20 protein-coding genes are annotated in these 14,221 nt (G+C 43.8%); 11 read left to right on the top strand and 9 right to left on the bottom strand.

Going from position 1 to position 14,221, the window contains the following annotated elements; translation table 11 throughout:
* Positions 1–49 precede the first annotated feature (49 nt).
* The 9 genes from R7E51_RS08700 (at position 50) to R7E51_RS08660 (ending at position 5,927) form a co-directional block, all read left to right on the top strand.
* Entirely contained in the window at positions 50–661 is a 612-nt protein-coding gene (locus R7E51_RS08700; protein WP_065646249.1) for a hypothetical protein, read from the top strand.
* Entirely contained in the window at positions 658–873 is a 216-nt protein-coding gene (locus tag R7E51_RS08695) for a hypothetical protein (protein ID WP_012842282.1), read from the top strand. Before R7E51_RS08700 ends, R7E51_RS08695 begins: the two co-directional genes overlap by 4 nt.
* The gene (locus tag R7E51_RS08690; protein WP_041170645.1) at positions 857–2,005 is read left to right on the top strand and encodes a replication initiation factor domain-containing protein; all 1,149 of its coding nucleotides are present in this window, start codon (positions 857–859) and stop codon (positions 2,003–2,005) included. The genes R7E51_RS08695 and R7E51_RS08690 overlap by 17 nt, the downstream gene beginning before the upstream one ends.
* 3 nt (positions 2,006–2,008) lie before the next feature.
* Positions 2,009–2,362: a DUF1293 family protein gene (locus tag R7E51_RS08685; RefSeq protein WP_017822035.1), complete on the top strand. Its 354-nt coding sequence runs from the start codon at positions 2,009–2,011 to the stop codon at positions 2,360–2,362.
* A gap of 11 nt (positions 2,363–2,373) precedes the next feature.
* Positions 2,374–2,619 (top strand): hypothetical protein, encoded by a 246-nt coding sequence (locus tag R7E51_RS08680; RefSeq protein ID WP_017822034.1) that lies wholly within the window; start codon positions 2,374–2,376, stop codon positions 2,617–2,619.
* Positions 2,620–2,629: 10 nt separating this feature from the next.
* On the top strand, positions 2,630–2,863 hold the full coding sequence (locus tag R7E51_RS08675; RefSeq protein ID WP_015975175.1) for a major coat protein: 234 nt from the start codon (positions 2,630–2,632) through the stop codon (positions 2,861–2,863).
* 133 nt (positions 2,864–2,996) lie between these two features.
* A complete protein-coding gene (locus R7E51_RS08670; RefSeq protein WP_017822025.1) occupies positions 2,997–4,472 on the top strand; it encodes a methyl-accepting chemotaxis protein in 1,476 nt (491 codons plus the stop codon).
* Between the two features lies 1 nt (position 4,473).
* Entirely contained in the window at positions 4,474–4,788 is a 315-nt protein-coding gene (locus R7E51_RS08665; RefSeq protein WP_017822026.1) for a DUF2523 family protein, read from the top strand.
* The gene (locus tag R7E51_RS08660) at positions 4,785–5,927 is read left to right on the top strand and encodes a zonular occludens toxin domain-containing protein (RefSeq protein WP_206957986.1); all 1,143 of its coding nucleotides are present in this window, start codon (positions 4,785–4,787) and stop codon (positions 5,925–5,927) included. Before R7E51_RS08665 ends, R7E51_RS08660 begins: the two co-directional genes overlap by 4 nt.
* Positions 5,928–6,287: 360 nt before the next feature.
* Here the strand turns inward: R7E51_RS08660 and R7E51_RS08655 are convergent, their stop codons facing one another.
* The 7 genes from R7E51_RS08655 to R7E51_RS08625 form a co-directional block, all read right to left on the bottom strand.
* A complete protein-coding gene (locus R7E51_RS08655) occupies positions 6,288–6,587 on the bottom strand; it encodes a hypothetical protein (protein WP_206957985.1) in 300 nt (99 codons plus the stop codon).
* Positions 6,571–7,341 carry a hypothetical protein gene (locus R7E51_RS08650; protein ID WP_206957984.1) on the bottom strand — a complete coding sequence of 257 codons (771 nt, stop codon included), beginning with the start codon at positions 7,339–7,341 and terminating at the stop codon, positions 6,571–6,573. Before R7E51_RS08650 ends, R7E51_RS08655 begins: the two co-directional genes overlap by 17 nt.
* Positions 7,342–7,440: 99 nt before the next feature.
* The gene (locus R7E51_RS08645) at positions 7,441–7,815 is read right to left on the bottom strand and encodes a phage protein (protein ID WP_206957983.1); all 375 of its coding nucleotides are present in this window, start codon (positions 7,813–7,815) and stop codon (positions 7,441–7,443) included.
* Positions 7,816–8,335: 520 nt separating this feature from the next.
* A complete protein-coding gene (locus R7E51_RS08640) occupies positions 8,336–8,659 on the bottom strand; it encodes a hypothetical protein (protein ID WP_017821804.1) in 324 nt (107 codons plus the stop codon).
* A gap of 114 nt (positions 8,660–8,773) precedes the next feature.
* Positions 8,774–9,085 carry a DUF3634 family protein gene (locus R7E51_RS08635; RefSeq protein WP_005377468.1) on the bottom strand — a complete coding sequence of 104 codons (312 nt, stop codon included), beginning with the start codon at positions 9,083–9,085 and terminating at the stop codon, positions 8,774–8,776.
* Positions 9,086–9,100: 15 nt separating this feature from the next.
* Positions 9,101–9,550, bottom strand: coding sequence for a macrodomain Ter protein MatP (matP, locus tag R7E51_RS08630; RefSeq protein WP_005396497.1), 450 nt, complete (start codon positions 9,548–9,550; stop codon positions 9,101–9,103).
* A 173-nt stretch (positions 9,551–9,723) separates the two neighbouring features.
* Positions 9,724–9,966 (bottom strand): hypothetical protein, encoded by a 243-nt coding sequence (locus R7E51_RS08625; RefSeq protein ID WP_021033883.1) that lies wholly within the window; start codon positions 9,964–9,966, stop codon positions 9,724–9,726.
* Between R7E51_RS08625 and R7E51_RS08620 the strand changes: the two genes are divergently transcribed.
* Together R7E51_RS08620 and fabA are read left to right on the top strand one after the other, a co-directional pair.
* Positions 9,872–11,401: an AAA family ATPase gene (locus R7E51_RS08620; protein WP_226977269.1), complete on the top strand. Its 1,530-nt coding sequence runs from the start codon at positions 9,872–9,874 to the stop codon at positions 11,399–11,401. The two genes, R7E51_RS08625 and R7E51_RS08620, sit on opposite strands and share 95 nt — an antisense overlap.
* Positions 11,402–11,471: 70 nt before the next feature.
* The gene (gene fabA / locus R7E51_RS08615; RefSeq protein WP_005390081.1) at positions 11,472–11,990 is read left to right on the top strand and encodes a bifunctional 3-hydroxydecanoyl-ACP dehydratase/trans-2-decenoyl-ACP isomerase; all 519 of its coding nucleotides are present in this window, start codon (positions 11,472–11,474) and stop codon (positions 11,988–11,990) included.
* Between the two features lie 140 nt (positions 11,991–12,130).
* Here fabA and rmf read toward each other — a convergent pair whose 3' ends face one another.
* Both rmf and R7E51_RS08605 read right to left on the bottom strand, forming a co-directional pair.
* Entirely contained in the window at positions 12,131–12,304 is a 174-nt protein-coding gene (gene rmf / locus R7E51_RS08610; protein ID WP_005377453.1) for a ribosome modulation factor, read from the bottom strand.
* Positions 12,305–12,485: 181 nt separating this feature from the next.
* Entirely contained in the window at positions 12,486–14,219 is a 1,734-nt protein-coding gene (locus R7E51_RS08605) for a DUF3466 family protein (RefSeq protein ID WP_206957982.1), read from the bottom strand.
* Between the last annotated feature and the right edge of the window lie 2 nt (positions 14,220–14,221).

Here is a 14,221-nt window from a genome sequence, read left to right as displayed (position 1 = left end):
ATTCTTCGCAACTACGATTGCCATAAATCGCAATTGGTCAGGTGTCATTATGCTTACGGAACAAATCAAATCCCTTATCGAAAATGAATGTGCGCTTAGTCCTCGACTTACTGGCGTGTTCTTCCGTAAGCACCTGAATCAATCTATGTATGATGATGACGGCCAACTCACTGAGTTCGCCATTCAATGTCATCACTACTTTAACGAACTCAAACGCGCTGCTGAGCAAAAAGCCTTTCATGCTCGTCTTGAACAACGTCGTCTTCAACACGAACAACAGCAAGAATCAGTTAAACGCGTTAATCAGTCCGTAAAGAAATCCGCTAACCAATCACGAGCTCAGTTCATTGGCTCTCTGCGCTTTGAACTCAATCAAGGCGTTCTGATGGTTCGCTCAGTTTCCCGTTCAATGCCAACTCCAACCAAATGGATTCGTCGCTATCTCAAGAAACTTGGCGTACATCGCATTGGTAAGTCTTTGTCTAACGGGGTTTTATTTTCTGGTGACGCTGTCACTGAAATCCTTGCTTGTTTGCAAGCTAAACAGGCTAAGAACGACACCGTACCGCTTGAACTGAATATCAGCGCCCTGCCGATTTTAACTTGGTTTCGTTCGCCACTCAGCTTTGGCACTCCAACATTGGAGGCTCAGTACTCATGAACGAAGCTCAAATCATCTATTACGACTTGCTGCCTGACTACACGGTGTCTGTGTTGGTCAAAGGTTGCGACGAATGGGATTTGCTGAAATCCATGTCTCATCTTGAGTCTTGGGCTTCGTCTCAGTTCGCTTCTTATGAGTTGGTGTCCATCACCAACACGACCGTTGAACAACGTATCAATTTGGGGGTGTTCGATGACTACCGCAACTAACATCCTCAAGAAGTTCGATGAGCAAAGCGTTCATATTGATTACCTGTGTTTTACGTTTGCTGTGAAAGACTTACGTCATTGTCATGATGCCGTTCGTCGATTGCACAAGCATGAAGAATACAAAGGCTTTGCCAAATCTGGACTGTTACAGCGTCACTGTCGAGCGCCTAAGTTCCCTGCTCCACCTGTGTTTAATCCGACGGTCGCTAAGACGTCTGAAGAAATTGAAGCGTACAACAAAGCCTTTGATATCTGCTATCGCAACTACTTGGAAGATTGTTTACGCATCTTCACCAATCAAGTGCTTGGTTTGTCGTTGTCTGCGCCTCGCGGCTTGGGTTTCCAGTTCTACACCGAATCCATGAAACTGACCTCGCCAGATGGTGAAGACTTCTGCGGCTTCGTTGGTATCGGCGGTAACAATGACACGGTGCATTTCCAAATCAACGGAACGGGATGCAAGCATGTATTTGCCCGTCGTCCTACGTGGTCGCTGCATGACTGGCTGACTAATGTCCTTGGTGTGCAAACTCTGGCGCGTGTTGACTTGGCTTATGACGATTACGACGGCATTTTTGATTGCGAATACGCTTACAAGGCGTGGCGTGATGACTGTTTCAGAACCGCTGAACGTGGTCGTGGTCCGGTGCTTCATGAAGACATGACCATTGCCAGTATCGGCAAAGACGGCAAACCGATTTACACCAAAGAACAATACTCGATTGGTTCGCGTACCTCGCGCATTTACTGGCGTATCTACAACAAGGCACTTGAGCAGAAGCTCGCAAACACGGGTCTTGTCTGGTACCGCTCTGAAGTTGAGCTTAAAAAATGGAATGTTGATGTGTTGCTGAATCCAGCTGGCGCGTATGCCGCGCTCAATGATTTCGCAGCCTCAATTTCTACCGCTAAGAAATTCAATACCAAACCTGTCCCGACGAAACGCGCGGCGTTAGACCTGTTGGCCTCTGCGCACTGGATGCGTCGCCAGTACGGGAAAATCCTTAATTCACTTATCGAGTTCCATGAGGGCGACATTGAAACCGTGGTCGGTTCCCTTGTCCGTGATGGAACGAAATTCACCTTCCCCGATACCTACGGCAAGTTGGTGACTCACATATTGGAGACTTAACAAATGGCTAAATCCGTTTTTGTACTTGGCATGGATATCACTTGGAATTCAGCACGTGGTGACAGTGCTCAACTGAACGTGTCGCGTCCTCTACGTGAAATCAACTCAGAGAAATTCAAACGCCGCACTATCGGTGAATCCGGTGATGTGAATCCACAGTGGGACCAACCGTTGATGATTGATCATCAATACGCCCTATTACTTGAGCGTACTGGTGCTCTCGTTCCTCGCCGTGAATACCAATTGCGTTTGGAGATTAACCCAGACGATCCATTGGCAGGTGCCATTGTGACAGAACTCATCCCTGTGGATGACGACATCAAGAAACATTTTGAAGCCTCGCTAAAGGCTAAATAAGGAATTTCGTTATGCCTGTGTGTGCTTTACCTAACGCGGACGGTTTTCTCGCTGTCGTTCCTGACATTGAAGCGGCTTCATGCCGCGGTTATGTCATGGTGACGGCTCAAGAATATGACACGTTAATGAGCTACACACAGCTGACTCCAGGAGAGATATCTCAAGCGTTCGGCTTGGGTTTCACCTTGGTGTTCGTTGGCGGATATCTCTCAACTTACGCCATCAAGATGGCAATACGTTTAATAAAACTACTTTGAGGAATCTGTTATGAAACGTCTAAACGCGCTTAAAAAGTTCGGTAAACAAGCGGCGGCAACCGTCACTGTTGCGGTGCTTTCTGTCCCTGCTATGGCGGCGGAAGGTGGTGCAGCTGACCCGTTCTCCGCTATCGACTTATCTGGTGTGGCAACCAAAATCGGCGCGGCTGGTCTGGTGATTGTCGGCATTACTATGGCTTACAAATCCATCACCCTTGCTAAGCGTGCTGTGAACAAGGCTTAAGTTTATGTTGGCCGTTCTCCACGATGTCCAACTCATCGTCTTTGTGCTTTTGGGTGGCATTGCCGGATACGTGGCCAGCCAAAACTTTAGAGGATAAGGGGGCTTCGGCTCCCTTTTTTATTGGTTTAATACAATGAATCACTATCTCCGTTTTTTTATTGCCCTTGTTATTCTATGCGCTAGTCATCATACGTATGCTTTAGAAGCACGTATTAGTCATATGCAAATGAGGGGTTGTGGCTCTCAAGGTGATTGGGTTGACCCTTACAAGGTGAATACTTGTTTTTTGGATACTGGGTATTTCGACTCATGCACATTTGAGAAGACATCATATGCTAATGCTCGCGATCCCTATCAAACAGTTTGTGATAATGGGCTCGGTCTTTCTTATTCTGAGGTTCGTTGTCCAGAAAATAGCGAATTTGACCCTTCAACCTTACGTTGTAAATCGGTTTGTGAATATGGCAAGAACCCTGACGGCACTTGTATGGACGTGTGTCAGTTTAAAAAGTCCATTGATGAAATCAAATCGCTTCAGTGGTTGGCTTATGTCTATGGCGAACAAGTGACAGGGTCATGTTACGGCGATTATGGCGCAACCCGTTGTGAATTGGAGCGTACTCCTAGTGATAGTACGCTGTGTACGGGTGTTGATTCCGGCCAATGGACACAAAACACCATCTGTCATGGTAACTTTCAATTCACAGGCAACCAGTGTGAAGGCGGTACACTCTTCTGGGGTAAAGATGGCCCTGACACCCCTATTATTCCTGATGACCCCATTCATGACCCTGACGACCCAACAGGCGACATCGAAGACCCTAGCGTATTACCTGATGGCTCAACCAATACGGTGAACCCACCGGATACCGACAGTGAGCCAGACGTGGAAGAGCCAGACACCGATGAATCGACAGACACGGCAGTTCTGAAAGCCATTACTGGAATGAATAAGGACGTCAACAAAGCACTAAACGACATGAACATCGACATCAATCAAGCCAGTGCTGACGTTCAAAACCAAATCATTGCGCTGAATGCGTCGATGGTCACCAACACGCAAGCCATTCAAAAGCAGCAAATCAACGACAACAAGATTTACGAAAACACTAAGGCCCTTATCCAACAAGCGAATGCTGACATCACCACGGCCATGAACAAGAACACCAATGCCGTTAATGGTGTGGGTGACGATGTAGAGAAAATTGCAGGGGCAATGGATGGTATCGCGGATGAAGTTTCCGGTATTTCTGACACCTTAGACGGTATCGCAAACACAGATACGTCTGGTGCAGGTACGGGTGGTACGTGTATCGAGTCCCAAAGTTGTACCGGATTTTATGAGTCGGGCTATCCCGATGGCTTAGGTGGTTTGGTGTCCGGTCAGTTAGATGATCTTAAACACAACACCATCGACAACTTTGTGAACTCGTTTGGTGACCTCGACTTATCCAGTGCCAAGCGCCCTTCTTTCGTGCTCCCTGTGCCGTTCTTCGGTGACTTCAGTTTTGAGGAGCAAATCAGCTTTGATTGGGTGTTCGGTTTTATTCGTGCGGTGCTCATCATGACGTCAGTGTTTGCGGCGCGTCGTATTATTTTTGGAGGTTAATATGGATTGGTTAGTCGATTTATTTAACAAGCTGTTGGTGTTCCTCTATCAGCTTTTAATCTCGCTGGTCAACATGCTCAAAGACCTGTTCTTTTGGGCGGTTGAGCAAATCATGGCAATGGTGAACCTGTTGCTCTCTGGTGTGTTCTCCCTATTCGCTCCGGTCGATATGAGCCAGTACATGACCAGTATTCCGCCTACGGTGGCTTGGGTTATGGCGGCGGTCGGTGTGCCTCAATGCCTGTCTATCATTCTGGCCGCAATTACGGTGCGTTTGATGCTGCAATTGATTCCGTTTACGAGGTTAGGCTCATGATATACGCCATAGCAGGAAGACCAGGTGGCGGTAAAACCTATGAGGCGGTTGCCTACCACATTATTCCGGCCATTAAGGATGGCCGTAAAGTCATTACCAATATCACCTTAAACATTGATTGGTTCGTTAAAGTATTTGGTGAAGACGTTCGAGAACTCATCAAAATCGTGGATGGCCGTTTAACGGATTTTGGTTCAACCTCGCGTCCGTTCAGTCAGATTGAAGATTACTCGGACAAATGGCGCAATGAAAAAGGACAAGGACCACTTTATGTGGTCGATGAGGCGCACATGAGCTTGCCAAGTCGAGGCTTGGCCGCGCCCATTCTAGAATGGTACTCAATACACCGTCACTACGGTGTCGATATCATCTTGCTCACGCAGAACATCCGCAAAGTGCATCGAGACATTAAGGACATGATTGAAGTGACCTACCGATGCACAAAGAACACGGCCATGGGTTCAACCAGTTCTTACACCAAGAAAGTGCAAGATGGTTGTGCCGGTGAAGTGGTGAACACCTCTACCCGATTTTACAAGTCAGAGTACTTCCCGTTCTATAAGAGTCATTCGCAATCCAACAAGCAAGTGCAGGAAGCCGAAGCAAAAGACATTCGCCCGTTCTGGAAGCGTTGGCCTGTCGTCGGAACGGTGGTGCTGTTATCGCTTGGGTTAGTTTTCAATATCTGGGCTTGGTGGCCGGAGCCAGAGCAACCACCCGACCCCGTTAAACCACCACAACCAGTACAAGCGCAGCTGCCTGACGGAACGCCAACGGTAGATACGGCAGAAACCAAAGCGAAGAAGAAAAAGAAAGCATCAGGGTTCGGGCCTTTGGAAGATTACGACTTCTACATCACCGGATACGCAAAGCAAATCGCCTACGCCAAACGGCTGAAGTATGCTGCCGAACTCGACCGTGACCTGACGTTCTACAAGATATACATCGATGTGTACGATGGCCGCGACAAGCTATTCAGTTTCGATCATCTGGACTTGGTAAAGATTGGGTATCAGTTCGAAGTGTTGAGCGACTGCGTATATCGAGTGACTTGGGAAGAAACAGAAAGGATCTTCACGTGCGGCCAAAGAGAAAAGCCATCAGACATATTGCAGCAAAACATGCCTGTCCATATCTAGACCGCTCGCCACAGCGTCGAAGCTAGCGCAGTCTGCGTAGACCGAGGAAGCGGAACATGTAGGACACCAAACCTTGGCACTTCCACACCGAACTTAATCATGGGGCTCTATACGAGCCCTTTTTTATTACGTGCGCGGTATTGCGAGCATTTTGGGAGGGGCCCGCTTTGCGGGAGGGACCTAAAAGCGGAGCAAACCCCCGAATCTGTATTACGGGGGTAAATTCCACCATCCTTTTAGGTTTTCACTGCATCTAATGTGTCCAATTTCAGAGTTCGTAATATTAAATCGCTGCTAGTTTTAGTTCTGCACTTACAATAACAAGTCTCTTTTTGGAGCCTTTATTCTTAGATTTGTCGATTAATCATCAGCATAAAATGAGTATATTGATGAAAACGTCATCCATAGCTGCACTGCAAACGCTAAAAATATTGGAATAATTATCTCGTTTCCGCCGCCTTCTACTTGGCTAGGTAGCTGAATGATGACGAAAATAGAGTATATTGAAAGGCAGTTAATAGTTGATTTGAAGAAGTCTGCGTCACTAGGTTTTTTCTTTTTAATTAATACCTTAGAGCCAATAAAGATAGCCAAAACAATAGCTAGTATAGTTATTTGTGTAACAGGTGGTAGAGTTAGAATATTATAGCTGTTCATCATACCCACCCTTATCACTGTCTTCTGTAAACTGTTCTAGCAGTCCAGTAACGAGAGAAAGTTGGTGATAAACCACCTCTCTCACTTTATTGATATGCACTCTGACTGAATCAGCTCGCTCCTTAACGAGCATAGAAGTCTCATCCATTTTGTTAAGCTTCATACTCAAACTAGAAAGCTTGTTAAGCACGTTGAACAACTTATGCTTTTTTCTATTTAGTTTTTTGATTTTCTTTTTATCAAAAATGAACTTTACAATTAGTGCAAGCGAAAGGATTACTATCGGAGCATAAAGTACTGGAGGGATATCTCTTTGGATATAGGCCATATAAGCCAAAACGGTTGTGATAACAGACATAATCGCTGAATAGATACTGAAGTTTCTTCGACTAGTACTCGCGATCTCTAACTGTAATAAGGCTAGCTGTTGTTCGATACGCTCTACTTTAACTTCAATATCATGACATGCGTCTTTCTCTGCTTGACTTAACTCTTCTACGAGGTGCTCTAATACATGTACATAGTTTTCATTCTTCCGCAGGTGATTAATTTCTACGTTAAGCTGTGAGACAGTGTCTTTTAATTTCACTCTAGCTTCTTCTCTGTCCCAGTCTGCAAGATCTGAAGGAATGGTTTCAGAGTTAAAAACGTCTTCCCCGATGAAGAGCTTAAACTCTTCAATTTTTTCCAATAGCTTCGCTCTTAAGTCAACAAGCTTTTGGATTTTCTTTTCAAGAGTATTGCTATTCTTTTCCATTATAAGTAACTCAATATCAATCAATTACGTAATATTACATTTTGTAGTGGTATTTAAAAAGGGTAATGAGTTGTTAAATCATTTTTGGGGGATGTTACTTCAGCTGTTTGGTATTGTGCGCTTAAGACACCTAGCGTATTTAAGAAGTTTACGGGAGACCTTTAAATCGTTTGCTGCACCTATTTCAAGCAGCGCAATCCCTGTCAATATTTGTTGCGCTGTAACCAATTGGCCTGTTGGAAGTTCTAATTTGTCGTAATGCATTTTAAATTGGTCCCATTGCTTTGACGGGCTCAACTCCCTTCCGTTTGTCATTCGCATTAACCGTTTGCACTCAGGTGGAATTGCTTTCCCTTTATCCCATTCTTTGACTGTCCTCACGGTTTTTAAACAAAGTTCAGCAGTTTGTTCGACGGATAAACCACATTCAAATTCACGAAAAATATAGTTTTTAGTCATTTCGTGATACTTCATTGAATAGTCCCTCAAAAGAGAGACATTTTATAGGACTAGCATATGCAATCGCATTCAACATAAGCAGATATAATGCGCACTAAGGGGGGTAAACTCAAAGCAATAATGTCCGGTTTTAGCTGCTTTAAAATGTCATCCTAAGATTAACAACATTGTTTTCTTTTGAAGCTTTAACCGAGGTTTCTGTGGGCTTGCAATCGCTAGTTTGGTTTGTGGTTATGCTTACGAAGCAAATCAAATCTCTTATTGAAAATTGATGCGCGCGTAGTCCTCGACTTACTGGCGTGTTCTTCCGTAAGTACCTGAATCAATCTATGTATGGTGATGATGGCCAACTCACTGAATTTGCCATTCAATGGCATCACGATTACTAACTTAAGCGCTACCAAACAAAAAAGCCTTTCATACTCGCCTCGTACAACAGCAAAAATCAGCTAAACGCTCTAATCGCTCCGCAACGAAATCTGCCAAAAATCACGAGCTCAGTTCACTCGCTCTTAATCAAGGCGTTCTGAAACATTTATAAGCCTGTGGTTATATGGAGGCGAATGTACTTTTCGGGGTATTTGTAACGATAGCGTTTTCCTTTCTTCAAGTTGGACTTAACGTACCTACACACTTTTTGGTCACCACTGCTGGTTACTCTTTTTATTACTGCGTTTTTACTTTTGTGCTCCATTTCTATCATGACGTCACAATAACCTTGATAGCCATCAAACTTATTGTCTACTTTCTTTTGAAGCTTAGTCTTAATCTTTTTAGCCAACAGGTTCGTTTCTGAATCGTCAGCAAAAACTGAATTACTTGTAAAGATCAATACCATTAAAGTTACAACGTATCTCATCGTTTTGGTCCGTTTATGTTGTTGATTGTTCGATGATAAGTAATTTTTCTGTAGATACGAAAATGGGACGCCACATTGCGTCCCATTTAACATGATGAAGTAACTGATATGTAATTAAGCGCGCTTCTTGCCTTTGTTTGCTTTGAAGCCCTGATGCGGAAAAACGTTACGAATCCTCTGTTGAACTTTTTTGGGAATGCCTTTGGAAAAGCTTAAGCGCATTCCTGTTCGTTGGCTATACACCTTCATTTCACCAGTAAACGGGTTATGCTCACTAATATCCTGTAAGTTGTGTTTGAAAGAAGGAGGTAGATGCCCTTTTACGTTACTAATATGGCCATTATCGAACTTTACTTTTAACACCGGCCTATCGACTGCGATCAACCAAAAGATCACGATAGCTGCAATTAAGATTACATATAACATTTGGCACTCCCTATCCTAGCTAGATAGCAATTTACTCAAATCCTCTTTAATTGAGGTAACTTTTTGACTCGCTTTTTCACTTCTCGACGCTTCGGAAAGCAAATATTCAATTGCGTCAGATAACGTACAACCAAGTTCATTCGCTCTACTAGAAAGCTTTTCCCAAACTCGGTAATCTAAATCAATGGATTTTTTCTTTGTATGGACTTGCTCTGCATTGAAGTGACGTTTCCGTTTCGCTCGGATAGCCTGCTTGAGTTTATTATCTAACTCTTCTGACATGTGGTTTTCTATCCAAGCCAAGACAAGTGTAGGCTCGTGTTCAAGGCGTTTTAGTTCTGCGACCGCTGCATCTGCTTCGCTTGTATCAATATGTCGGGTAATCGCTTCACCATCTTTCCATTTTTTGATGAGATACTTCCATTTCCACCCACATTCTAGATTCTCAAGCTGCTGATATTTCATTTGTTCGGACCCATAAACATAACCTAGTGACAGCGTAACCCAGATGGTTTACTTGGGCAAATAAAACTCTTAGAAGTATCGATGTTGATCACTCATTTGTCTAAGTATTGTTCATTGAGAGTTGAATGCCGAGAACAAACCAAATTGGTGCTAGGGTGTTATAGTCCGTTTCGTTATAATGTCGGCAAGATTGAATTACGATGAATTTTAATGAACCAACTTAATTGGCAAGACGTAACACCTTCACTTGAGCGGTACGAAGCACTTTTAAAGTCTGCACCTTCGTTACCAAAGAAGTCTTTTACTGAGCTCCAACCGAGAATGTCGGCAACGATATCTCGTTTTTCAAAAATTTCCGGATTGACGCGAGTACTACTCATTAACTGCGTAGATAATTCTGTATATAGAGAGTTCATCAGTAAAGCTCTTCAGAGCCAGTCTAACGCTGCGATAGTTTTGTCGGAATCACTTGATGCCAAACGTTTATTTGACCGTTACAGTGTTGATGTAAGTGGTGATATTGCCTTCCAACCTGGTTTAATTTCACAGGCAGATAACGGTTACTTAATAGTACCGGCTAATCTAATTTTGGCTAACCCAGGGCTTTGGCCAAATATAAAGTCTGCAATTCAACAAAACCTTATCGAGCCACTGAACCTAAGCCCTACTCGTTTACCTACTTCAGTACCGCAAGCTAAAGCCTATGATGTAAAACTGATTGTAACAGGAGAAAGAAGTCAGTTAGCAGAGCTAGAATACATCGATGAAGACTTCTGTTCTGGCTTTGCCATGTATACGGAAGTTGAAGAAGATATTCATCTGTCAGAGCAGAATTTGACAGATTACTTTGGTTTAGTGAACTGGATATGTTCTCAATATCAGCTGCCTCACTTAACTGAATGTGGTTTTAGAAGATTGTTGCTAGCCGGTATGAGATTTACTGAAGATCAACATTATCTGCCTTTAGGAGTAATGTGGCACTCTCAACTTCTAACGCTTGCTAGCCAGTTCAGTGATGGCCACGCATTAGATTACAAGTCGTTAGATAAAGCGATTGACGATAAGTATTACCGAGAATCTTACCTTCCTCAGCGTGCCGTGTACGATATTTTAGATGGCCAAGTCATCATTGAGACAACTGGGGAACAAGTTGGTCAAATCAATGGCCTAACCGTTATTGATATGGCTGGGCACCCTGTCAGCTATGGTGAGCCTGCACGAATATCTTGTGTAATTCATTTTGGTGATGGCGATGTTTCCGATGTTGAGCGCAAAGCTGAGCTTGGAGGCAATCTACATGCAAAAGGCATGATGATTATGCAAGCTTTCTTGAGCTCTGCTCTGAAACTGGATGAACCACTGCCTTACTCAGCCTCCATCGTATTTGAACAGTCTTATAGTGAAGTTGATGGTGACAGCGCATCTCTTGCAGAACTTTGTTGCTTGGTGAGTGCTTTATCTGAATCTCCAATTAATCAACAAGTTGCGGTTACAGGAGCTGTTGATCAGTTTGGTCGAGTGCAAGCCGTCGGTGGCTTGAACGAAAAAATTGAAGGCTTTTATCAGGTTTGTAAACATCAAGGTTTTACAGGAAATCAAGGTGTTGTGATGCCAAAATCAAACCTTAAACACCTTGCATTACATAAAGATGTAATAGAAAGCATTAAAAATGGTGAGTTCCATATTTGGTCCGTTTCTACCGTAGATGAAGCTATTCCGATTGTAATGAATAAACCTTTTAGAGGTGAAGACGATAGCATTATTGGCAAAATAGCGGAACGTATTGAAAACTTTGAAAGACATGAGCATCCAGAAGGAATTGTGCAGCGCATCAAAAACTGGTTTGTCTAGTACTGATCGGAGTTGTTTAGCGTACACGTGTTCACTAAGATGCAGCTATCAAAAATTGGAGTAATTGATAATGCAAAACAAACGTGATTCTTATAACCGTGACGATCTACTTGCTTCTAGCCAAGGCGAACTGTTTGGGCCTGGTTACCCTCAGCTTCCTGCGCCAAACATGCTAATGATGGATCGTGTTACTAAAATGTCTGAGACTGAAGGCGATTTTGGTAAAGGTTTGATCTTGGCGGAATTGGATATTACTCCAGATTTGTGGTTCTTTGACTGCCACTTCCCTGGCGACCCAGTAATGCCGGGTTGTCTTGGCCTTGATGCGATGTGGCAACTTGTTGGTTTCTTCCTTGGCTGGGTTGGTGGCAAAGGAAAAGGTCGTGCTCTGGGTGTTGGCGAAGTGAAGTTTACAGGTCAGATCCTGCCAACAGCGAAAAAAGTGACGTACGAAATCCACATGAAACGCGTTGTAAACCGTAAACTTGTGATGGGTTTGGCCGACGGTCGTGTATGTGTGGACGGCAAAGAAATCTACGTAGCAAAAGATTTGAAAGTTGGCTTGTTCCAAGACACTTCAAGCTTCTAATCACGATTTTAATCGATTTATTAAGGCTCCTATTTAGGAGCCTTTTTGTTGTCGAGTGTTAACCTACTTCCCTATGTCCCTATAATGTAGAAAAGGCTCCGTAGAGCCCTTTCGAATCCTTCTTTTTGTATGTGGAGAGTTTATTTGTAGAGACCAGATTGTCTTTCATCTCTGGCATCACGCCAACCACCTAACCAATACGACCGAGCATCAACTTGTTGATATGGGCAAGCCTCTTGAGACCTTCCATTCAACCCAGCTTTGTAGCCTTGAGATTGAGCTCGTTCTAGGCGATCACGCTTTTGTCTCTTCATAGTTAATTCCTCATACAGGTCCATTTACTAACGTACAGCTGTTATTGTGAAACTTTGATGGAGTTTTTATGACTCCACTTATAAGAATCGATCAAAGTAGGCAATTTCTCAAGGCATAAAAAAAGCAGAGACTCAAATGTGTGAGCCTCTGCTTGATTTAAAAATTACTGACGATTTTTAACTATTTTCTACGGAACCCAAACAATCCAAGCATGGTCAAAGCTAACCAACCAAGGCCTGCACCTTGACGCTCTGTCGTCGTTGAGTCAATGCTTCGAGATACGATGTCGTCCTTAGTTGCGTCAGCAATAGGTACTAGTTTGACGGCTACAATTTGCTCTTCAGAGCTACATGTCGCATTGTTTGCTGTTGTGCTATAACCACCTGCACATTTCATAGCAGTACCAGAGATCACACCTGCATCATTGATATCAGTTGCGTCGATAATACGGAACTGATTGTTTTGTTCAGAGTAATCACCGCCATTAGTCAAACTGTCTAGGAACCAAGCTTTTCCATTGAATAATGTTGCAGCACGTTCACTAGTCTCGCCACCTACGCTATATGGATAGATAAAACCGCGCTTACGACGTGGCTTGCCATCGTCTTCACGAGTCGTTTCCGCATCAAGTTGCCCGACGATTTCATTGTAAGAGTTGATACCGCCCATCTTACCGCCCGCACCGCTAAAGAAAATGCCAGTAGTTGGGTAAAAAGCGCTAATAGAATCCTTACGAACATCATCTACGATAAAGAGACGATTCGGAGCAGAGCCCGTTGGCATTAAGTATCCGCCCGAACGTTTCGCTTCACCAATAGCAACAAAATTAGAGTTAACGTCGGTTAAGCGTGAGTTTGTATGAACAGTATCATCACCTTCGCGCTGTCTAGCTCCTACAACAACTTTATTTTTCCAAGTTGCGTTTTCAACGCTACCTTCGGCTTCTAGAGTTCCGACAAAAACAGTCGCATTCAGGTAGTTATCATCACTGTAAGTGTTGTAACCTACGCCATAGACCGTTGTTCCATCAGTGACAAGGTCACGCATGCTCCCTTGAGCTAACCTTTCTCCATCTTTAGATGTGCCACTAGGCCAAGCCAATTCACTGACGGTTCCGCTTTGATCCCAAATCGCTGCTTTTGATGTGTGGTGAGATCCATTGGTATTGCTTGCTGTTCGAGAAACACTGCCAACAGTAAAAATGCCGTCTGTGCTCCAAGCATGGCTTTGCACAACACTTGCGTCACTATCGCCAGTAAGAATATTTGGCTCTACTGGTGCAACTACGGTATTTCGTGTTTCTAATGTAGAAGTATTTTCTGTGCTAACTTTACTCTGATTACCGACAGCTGCACCACCCTCGGTAAGCTGGTTGATAACATTGTTATATTCATTTTTATAAGCAGTAGAATCTTCTTCTATGAACGCTAACGCATTAGAAGTAAAGTCTTTACTACGTTCTTTATTCCACGGCGTCCAGTTTACTGAAGCCCAAGAGTCACAGGTGGAATAACGAAGCTGGTTGTAACAGTAACGCTCAAAGTCTTTGAGTTCTTGGATGTAATAAAAGCCAGCGTCTAATCCGAATGGGATTTCTTCACGATAGCTGTTCCCATCCACGGCTTGTGTCGCTGAAATCGGTGTAGTGCGAGTTTCCATTGCAAGTTTAAACTGCTCTGGCGTGCAGTTTGCTGCTGCATCAAAGCAGCCTAAAGCGAAAGGTGAACCTGTTGAAGGATCTGTACCTGCATCGCCCTGTTGAATTGCAACCCCGTAAGCCGTTTGGTAGTCACCGTTTGAACCATGATCCTGAGGTGAAACCTCAACAACTTGATACAATGCCGCCTGTGCGTTCATTGTGGTACCAACCATCATTGCAATGGCGGTCAATTTGAATTTATTACTACAATTCATTG

This window comes from Vibrio sp. Vb1166 (genome assembly GCF_033338695.1).
In the GTDB taxonomy this organism is placed as follows: Bacteria; Pseudomonadota; Gammaproteobacteria; order Enterobacterales; family Vibrionaceae; genus Vibrio; species Vibrio alginolyticus.
The sequence above is the reverse complement of the archived record's forward strand: the minus strand, read 5'-3'. Positions and strand labels throughout refer to the sequence as shown.

What these genes read in the sequence shown, in the direction of transcription:
- R7E51_RS08700 (WP_065646249.1), top strand. Translation starts at nt 50, where the DNA reads ATGCTTACGGAACAAATCAAATCCCTTATCGAAAATGAATGTGCGCTT.
- R7E51_RS08695 (WP_012842282.1), top strand. Translation starts at nt 658, where the DNA reads ATGAACGAAGCTCAAATCATCTATTACGACTTGCTGCCTGACTACACG.
- R7E51_RS08690 (WP_041170645.1), top strand. Translation starts at nt 857, where the DNA reads ATGACTACCGCAACTAACATCCTCAAGAAGTTCGATGAGCAAAGCGTT.
- R7E51_RS08685 (WP_017822035.1), top strand. Translation starts at nt 2,009, where the DNA reads ATGGCTAAATCCGTTTTTGTACTTGGCATGGATATCACTTGGAATTCA.
- R7E51_RS08680 (WP_017822034.1), top strand. Translation starts at nt 2,374, where the DNA reads ATGCCTGTGTGTGCTTTACCTAACGCGGACGGTTTTCTCGCTGTCGTT.
- R7E51_RS08675 (WP_015975175.1), top strand. Translation starts at nt 2,630, where the DNA reads ATGAAACGTCTAAACGCGCTTAAAAAGTTCGGTAAACAAGCGGCGGCA.
- R7E51_RS08670 (WP_017822025.1), top strand. Translation starts at nt 2,997, where the DNA reads ATGAATCACTATCTCCGTTTTTTTATTGCCCTTGTTATTCTATGCGCT.
- R7E51_RS08665 (WP_017822026.1), top strand. Translation starts at nt 4,474, where the DNA reads ATGGATTGGTTAGTCGATTTATTTAACAAGCTGTTGGTGTTCCTCTAT.
- R7E51_RS08660 (WP_206957986.1), top strand. Translation starts at nt 4,785, where the DNA reads ATGATATACGCCATAGCAGGAAGACCAGGTGGCGGTAAAACCTATGAG.
- R7E51_RS08655 (WP_206957985.1), bottom strand. Translation starts at nt 6,587, where the DNA reads ATGATGAACAGCTATAATATTCTAACTCTACCACCTGTTACACAAATA.
- R7E51_RS08650 (WP_206957984.1), bottom strand. Translation starts at nt 7,341, where the DNA reads ATGGAAAAGAATAGCAATACTCTTGAAAAGAAAATCCAAAAGCTTGTT.
- R7E51_RS08645 (WP_206957983.1), bottom strand. Translation starts at nt 7,815, where the DNA reads ATGAAGTATCACGAAATGACTAAAAACTATATTTTTCGTGAATTTGAA.
- R7E51_RS08640 (WP_017821804.1), bottom strand. Translation starts at nt 8,659, where the DNA reads ATGAGATACGTTGTAACTTTAATGGTATTGATCTTTACAAGTAATTCA.
- R7E51_RS08635 (WP_005377468.1), bottom strand. Translation starts at nt 9,085, where the DNA reads ATGTTATATGTAATCTTAATTGCAGCTATCGTGATCTTTTGGTTGATC.
- matP (WP_005396497.1), bottom strand. Translation starts at nt 9,550, where the DNA reads ATGAAATATCAGCAGCTTGAGAATCTAGAATGTGGGTGGAAATGGAAG.
- R7E51_RS08620 (WP_226977269.1), top strand. Translation starts at nt 9,872, where the DNA reads ATGTCGGCAACGATATCTCGTTTTTCAAAAATTTCCGGATTGACGCGA.
- R7E51_RS08625 (WP_021033883.1), bottom strand. Translation starts at nt 9,966, where the DNA reads ATGAACTCTCTATATACAGAATTATCTACGCAGTTAATGAGTAGTACT.
- fabA (WP_005390081.1), top strand. Translation starts at nt 11,472, where the DNA reads ATGCAAAACAAACGTGATTCTTATAACCGTGACGATCTACTTGCTTCT.
- rmf (WP_005377453.1), bottom strand. Translation starts at nt 12,304, where the DNA reads ATGAAGAGACAAAAGCGTGATCGCCTAGAACGAGCTCAATCTCAAGGC.
- R7E51_RS08605 (WP_206957982.1), bottom strand. Translation starts at nt 14,219, where the DNA reads ATGAATTGTAGTAATAAATTCAAATTGACCGCCATTGCAATGATGGTT.